We start from the raw sequence: 511 nt of genomic DNA, 5'->3' as shown, positions 1-511 counted from the left end.
TAGTGATTGTAAGCTTCTTCCGCTTGAGGATTGGTGTCCGAGGCTAATTGGTACCACGCCTCAACGAGATCGCTGGTGGTGATGTCTTTTTGGTGATGCTGAACAAAGTCCGCTAACAAGAACCCGCGGTCGCGAGGGTCATTCAACGCTACAGAGGTAAACCAATACGTTGCCTGTGAGTAATTAACCGCACCGGTCAATCCTCGGGAATAGTCTTCGGCCAGCTGTTTCTGCGCAGGTAAATAGCCTTGGCTTGCGGATTGCTCTAGCCAATAGCGAACATCCGATGGCGAATCTGATTTTGGAGAAAGAGCCAGTTGCTGCGCCAGTTCAAATTGTTCTGCTGGGGATGTTGGTGTTTGGGAAGCAAGTGCAGATACAGAAAGACAGCTGCTTAACGTAAAGGATAGGGCGATGGTTTTGAATGACATTGAATGTGTCAGGCCTAGCGTAAGTTGCTAGGCCTGCTCCGGTAATTTTTGTTATTACCGTTATGGTGCTACCAAATTAC

General features: G+C 48.3%; 1 pseudogene. It reads right to left on the bottom strand.

The annotated features are described in order from the left end of the window. A pseudogene (locus tag R8O11_RS31425) lies at positions 1–431 on the bottom strand (J domain-containing protein); the annotation flags it as partial. Positions 432–511 lie beyond the last annotated feature (80 nt).

The sequence above is a fragment of the Vibrio sp. 1288 genome, from assembly GCF_033344475.1.
The sequence above is the reverse complement of the archived record's forward strand: the minus strand, read 5'-3'. Positions and strand labels throughout refer to the sequence as shown.